Raw genomic sequence first — 4,967 nt, 5'->3', positions numbered from 1 at the left:
GGCCCCGGCCCTGCGCGGCGGCGGCACCTTCGCCGCCTTCGCACCCGACGGCGCGGCCACCGTGTACAACGCGGAACTGCTGCCCGCCGGATCCTCCGCGCAAGCCGCGGTCACCGCCTCGGACAGCGGCGTGCGCACCGAGCTCACGGTCACCGGCCTGCTCCCCAACCGCGCCTACGGCGCCCACGCCCACGTGAAGCCCTGCGGCGAGAAGGGCGACGCCGCCGGCCCGCACTTCCAGGACAAGGCCGACCCGGTGACCCCGTCGGTCGACCCCGCGTACGCCAACGCCAAGAACGAGATCTGGCTGGACTTCACCACCGACGCGACCGGCAGCGCGACCGCGACGTCCACTGTGGACTTCAAGCTCACCGACCGCAAGCCCGCATCCGTCGTGCTCCACGAGAAGGCCACGCAAACCCACGCGGGTCACGCGGGCACCGCGGGCGCCCGACTCGGCTGCATCACCCTGAAGTAGGAGTTGTCTGCCTCCCCGGATTTCTGAGGTCCGGGGAGGCAGCGACGCCCAAGCCCAGCCCCAGCTATCCGAGGACCAGCAGCAGGTACGGCGCGACGAGGAGCCCGCACGCGACGACGTGGGCGGTCCAGTGTCTCGCCATGATGGCGACGAACTCGCGCAGGAACGCGCTGGGCAGGAAGTAGAAGGCCGTGGGTGAGCCGATCACGTCCACCGGAAGGCGCAGGGAGCGGGTCGGCATCGCGGTGCGGAAGACGTGGAAGTTGTTGGTCCCGGCAGCGACACGGTCCGTCGGGGGATCGAGCAGGGCGAGGCTCAGGCGGAGGTTCTCCTCCGTGGTGGTCGCCGCATGACCACGAGCGCCACCAGCCGCGCGAGTGCGAGCAGGAGCAGGGCCACCACGACGCCGACGCCGATGAGTTCGGCCCCCAGCCTCGGGCGGAGGACAGCGCCCACAGAAGCAGGAACATGAGGGTGAGACCCAGCCACACGGCGTTGCCGATCTTGCGGCGGTCTCGGGTCATGCCGATGGCGAAGAGGATGGCGGGCAGGATGGCCGGCAGTCCGAACATCACCGGCTCAACATAGATCCGCTGCTCGTTTGCCGCCTGTTTCGGGCGAGCTTGGGCGGGGTTGATCAGGGTCGGGTTCGCCGGTACTGGCTGTCGGTGCCATACGTGAGAATGACCCGCATGGGTGTGTCGAGTGTTCAGTTCACGCGGATGTTGGACAAGCTCGCCGAGGTTGAGCGGGCCGAGGCGCGGGACTACACGTCGTTCAGTGTGCGGGGGAAGCGGTTTGGGTACTACTGGCCGCGGACGAAGACGGTCGGGTTGAAGCAGACGTTGTCCGAGCAGCTCGCGTTGGTGTCCGAGCGGCCGGACGTGTTCGAGGTGCAGTTCACCGCGGGTGGGTTCGGCTGGGTCGTGGTGTATCTGGCCAAGATCGACGCCGACGAGCTGTTCGAGCTGCTCTACGAAGCGTGGCGGCTCTCGGCTCCCGAGCTGCTCGTCGACGACAACCCGCTCCCCTAATACCCGTCGCCGAGCCGGCCGCCGTGGTCGCTGAGGAATCTGAGCGCCTCCGGCAACGCGCGCCTTCGGTAGCCGGTGCACCATCGCCGACCGAGATCGTCTTGGCCCTGAGTTCGCTCGCGAGCCGTCGCGCGATCGGGCTCTCAGCGGGCGACCACACCCCCAGGGGCACCCCTGGCCAGCCTGCTCGCCCGGCCGAACGGGTCAGCGGCGCGCCAGGTGTCCTCGGTGGCCACCTTGCCGCGGGTGTGGGCGTCCGACCACGAGGTGAACAGGGTCGGGTCGAGCACCGCCAAGGCGGCCAGACCCGGGTTCGCGGCGTAGCCGAACGCGGCCGTAGGCGCCCTCGCCGATGCCCAACGCGCCGAACGGGGTGCCCGCCAGGCCGTGGCGGGACAGCCAGCCCGGGACTTCCTCGCTCAGCATGCGCCTGGCCCACCGGGTTCTGCACCACCGTCGCGGCCACCGACCCGTCCCGGATGCCGTCGAGGATCAGTGGGTCGTCGTCGATGCCGACGATCTTGATCGACCGGCCGGACGCCCGCACACCGCGCACGGCGGCGATGGCCGGGAGGTAGCCGGTCGTCACGATCGCGTCGATCGCCGACCCCCGGTCCGCGAGCAGGTCGACCACCCCCTGATCGGCCGTGGCCTGGTCCTGGTCGAGGTCGGTGACGGTCGCCAACAGCGTCACCGCGCCCGCGGTCTCGTCCACGGCGTGCCGGACACCGGCCGAGCGGCGCATGGTGTTGGTGTCGACCGAGTTCCCGGTGACAGGCACCAGGGTGCCCCGGCCGCCGATGGCGTCGATCGCGGCCTTGGCGGCCTTTTACGCGGCGACCTCCACATCGGTGGCGAGGCAGAAGTCGGCCTTGTTGGTCGTCTCCCGCGGGCACGACCCCAGCGACGCGACCACCATGCCGTCGCGCTTCAGCCGGGAGAACACGGCATTGGTGTCCACCTGGGACACCGCGAACACACCGAAGGCGGTGTAACCCTGCGCGCCCAGGGAGCTGTGGGCGCCGTGGCTGGCGAGCCTGACGCTGCCCGCGCCCGCCTGCGGCCAGGGCTGGTCGGGCACGGGTGTCGGCGAGTTGCACGCGGTCGCCGAGACGGTCACCTGCTCGAACTGCCTGGCCTCACCGACGGCCCGCGCGGGAGCGGCTCCGGTCGACTCCGCCCACCAGATCGCGTTGCCGCTGCGGCTGCACTGACCGCGCCGACGAACGAGCCCGCGCAGGCGAGGAAGGCATGCGCGGGCCCGTTCGTCGCCGTCAGTCTCGGTCGCAGAGTGCCGTGCCCATGGCCACCGTGCGGTCGACACCGGCGCCGCTGATGGCGTCGACGGCGGGAAGCACGTTCAGCACCACGAAAGCCGACCGCCCGTCGGTGGTCGCGGCCGCCACGGACTGGTAGCCGGGCCAGATGCCGGGGTGGCCCCAGGCCTCGCCGCCGCAGGGCAGCGGGTAGCGGATCAGGCCGAGGCCGTAGTCCACGCCCGGGCCCGGAATCCCCGTCACCTTCAGCATCTCCGCGAGCTGTGCGGCGGGGACGACCTTGCCGGTGATCAGGGCCTGGAAGAACTTGGCCGCGTCGGCGCCGCTGGTGACGATGCCGCCGCTGGACTGCCCGACGCTCGGCTCGACGACCTGGGTGAAGTCGGCGTACACGACTCGGCCGACGTAGCCGCGGACGTGGCCGGGCGGCAGTGCCTTGTAGCCCGGGGCGGGGATGTAGGTGTTCGTCAGGCCGAGCGGGGTGACGATCCTGGAGTCCAGTTCCTGCTCGTAGGTCCGGCCGGTGACGTTCTCGATGATCATGCCGGCGAGCAGGTAGTTGGTGCCGGAGTACTCGTGCGAGGTCCCCGGCGCGAAGCGCGGCGCGACGGACAGGCCCCAACCCACCATCTCCGCCTTCGTGTGGGTGAACAGGTGGACGAACGGGTTGAGCGTGAACGGAAGGACGTAGTCGGCGATTCCGCTGGTGTGGTTGAGCAGCTGACGCACGGTGATCTTGGTGCCGTCATGGCCGTTTCCCTTGACCACACCGGGAAGGTACGTCTCGACGGTGCCGTCGAGGTCGAGCTTCCCCTCGGCGACCAGCTGCAGGATCATCGCCGAGGTGAACGACTTGGTCAGGCTGCCGACGCGGACCTTGTAGTCGGGCCCGAACGGCAGATTCTGGCCCAGGGCACGGGTTCCGCTGGTCAGGTCCCACTGGGTGTCGCCGTCGCGGACCACCACGCCCGCCCCCGGCGAGACGTTGGTGGTCTTGAGGGTGTCGATGGCGGCCTGTGTGGCGGCGTGTGGCTCCGCCGCCGACGCCGCGGGCGCGATCCCCACCGACGCGGCGACGACCACCCCCGCGAGCACCCAGCTTGTCCCCCTGCTTCTCGTGCGCATTCGTTTCCTCTCCTGGAAAAGTCACACCGACGCTCACGATTCTCTCGGCCCGGTAGGCCGAACATGGCCGAATCCGATGGCCCACATGCGCCATTGCCCAGACGGGCCGCGCCAAGACCGGTTTCGCGCGACGCCGGAAATGTAGGTTCGCCGGTGTCCAGACCACTTCCCACAATCAGGGGGAATCCACAGATGTCTCGGGGAATCCGATCCATGCCAAGGCGGGCGGCGCGGGCACTCGCCCTCGTCGGCCTCGCCGCGGCCCTGGTGAGCGTCGCGGGTCCGACGTCGACCGCGGCCACGCCGGTCACCGTCGGCGGCGGCAGCGGAATCGCTTTCGACCAAGGACTTCCGGGTGAGGTCACGCAGGCGACCGCGCTCGGCTGCACGCTCACCGCCGTGGGATACGACCGGACCGGCAACCTGGTCGCGCTGACCAACGCCCACTGTTTCGTCAAAGCCGACGGCACCAAGCTGGTCGGTGAGCCGATCTACAAGAACATCGCGCCCGCGGGCACCTCGCTCAACACGGCCAAGGTGATCACGCCCGACACCGAGACCGGCGTCATCGGCACCGTCACCCACGTCAGCACCCCGAACAACCTGCTGTCCGACGGGCCCGACGGACTCGACTACGCGGTGATCGACCTGGACGAGACCAAGGTCGCGCCCACCACGACCGTCGGCTCGGTGACGATCACCTCGGTCGGCGCCGTCCCGGGGGCGGGCGTGCGGATGTGCAAGCAGGGCCAGACGACCGGCATCACCTGCGGCCTCAAGCTGGGCAACAGCGGGATCTGGTTCTCCCACACGATCTGGACCTGGGCGGGTGACTCGGGCGCGCCGATCGTGGTGGGTCAGACCCTGGTGGGCAACGCCTGGGGTCTGCAGCACGGCAGCCCGATCCTGAGCATCATCGCCGACATGGACGCCAACGGCGGAGTCGGCGCCGGGTTCCGGGTCGCGAGCTAGGAAGATCGGGGTCGGGCAAGTCCGCCCGACCCCGCTTTCCTTGCCGTCAAAGCCAACCGCGCCGCGAAGCCTGCACACCCG

Annotated in this window: 8 protein-coding genes and 1 pseudogene; 3 read left to right on the top strand and 6 right to left on the bottom strand. The window is 70.1% G+C overall.

Annotated elements, in window-relative coordinates; all coding sequences use genetic code 11:
* Window positions 1-478 (top strand): superoxide dismutase family protein (locus ACRDSQ_RS27785; RefSeq protein ID WP_431425083.1); only part of this gene is annotated, 478 nt, incomplete at its 5' end.
* Between the two features lie 64 nt (window positions 479-542).
* On the opposite strand, the gene ACRDSQ_RS27780 is transcribed toward ACRDSQ_RS27785, so the two are convergent.
* Both ACRDSQ_RS27780 and ACRDSQ_RS27775 read right to left on the bottom strand, forming a co-directional pair.
* Window positions 543-719, bottom strand: a complete 177-nt coding sequence (locus ACRDSQ_RS27780) for a hypothetical protein (RefSeq protein ID WP_431425081.1) — start codon at window positions 717-719, stop codon at window positions 543-545.
* 74 nt (window positions 720-793) lie between these two features.
* Entirely contained in the window at window positions 794-934 is a 141-nt protein-coding gene (locus tag ACRDSQ_RS27775; protein WP_431425079.1) for a hypothetical protein, read from the bottom strand.
* A gap of 236 nt (window positions 935-1,170) precedes the next feature.
* On the opposite strand from ACRDSQ_RS27775, the gene ACRDSQ_RS27770 reads away from it, so the two are divergent.
* Complete coding sequence (locus tag ACRDSQ_RS27770; RefSeq protein ID WP_431425078.1) at window positions 1,171-1,512, top strand: MmcQ/YjbR family DNA-binding protein; 342 nt, start codon at window positions 1,171-1,173, stop codon at window positions 1,510-1,512.
* 143 nt (window positions 1,513-1,655) lie between these two features.
* On the opposite strand, the gene ACRDSQ_RS27765 is transcribed toward ACRDSQ_RS27770, so the two are convergent.
* The 4 genes and pseudogenes from ACRDSQ_RS27765 to ACRDSQ_RS27750 form a co-directional block, all read right to left on the bottom strand.
* Entirely contained in the window at window positions 1,656-1,808 is a 153-nt protein-coding gene (locus tag ACRDSQ_RS27765) for a hypothetical protein (protein WP_431425076.1), read from the bottom strand.
* A 143-nt stretch (window positions 1,809-1,951) separates the two neighbouring features.
* Window positions 1,952-2,326, bottom strand: a pseudogene (locus tag ACRDSQ_RS27760) (substrate-binding domain-containing protein); the annotation flags it as partial.
* A gap of 15 nt (window positions 2,327-2,341) precedes the next feature.
* Window positions 2,342-2,593, bottom strand: a complete 252-nt coding sequence (locus tag ACRDSQ_RS27755; protein WP_431425074.1) for a hypothetical protein — start codon at window positions 2,591-2,593, stop codon at window positions 2,342-2,344.
* Window positions 2,594-2,786: 193 nt separating this feature from the next.
* Window positions 2,787-3,884, bottom strand: a complete 1,098-nt coding sequence (locus tag ACRDSQ_RS27750; protein WP_431425073.1) for a serine hydrolase domain-containing protein — start codon at window positions 3,882-3,884, stop codon at window positions 2,787-2,789.
* A gap of 243 nt (window positions 3,885-4,127) precedes the next feature.
* On the opposite strand from ACRDSQ_RS27750, the gene ACRDSQ_RS27745 reads away from it, so the two are divergent.
* Complete coding sequence (locus ACRDSQ_RS27745; protein ID WP_431425071.1) at window positions 4,128-4,886, top strand: trypsin-like peptidase domain-containing protein; 759 nt, start codon at window positions 4,128-4,130, stop codon at window positions 4,884-4,886.
* Window positions 4,887-4,967: the final 81 nt, after the last annotated feature.

It is taken from the genome of Actinokineospora sp. (assembly GCF_050699995.1).
Classification (GTDB): domain Bacteria; phylum Actinomycetota; class Actinomycetes; order Mycobacteriales; family Pseudonocardiaceae; genus Actinokineospora.
The sequence above is the reverse complement of the archived record's forward strand: the minus strand, read 5'-3'. Positions and strand labels throughout refer to the sequence as shown.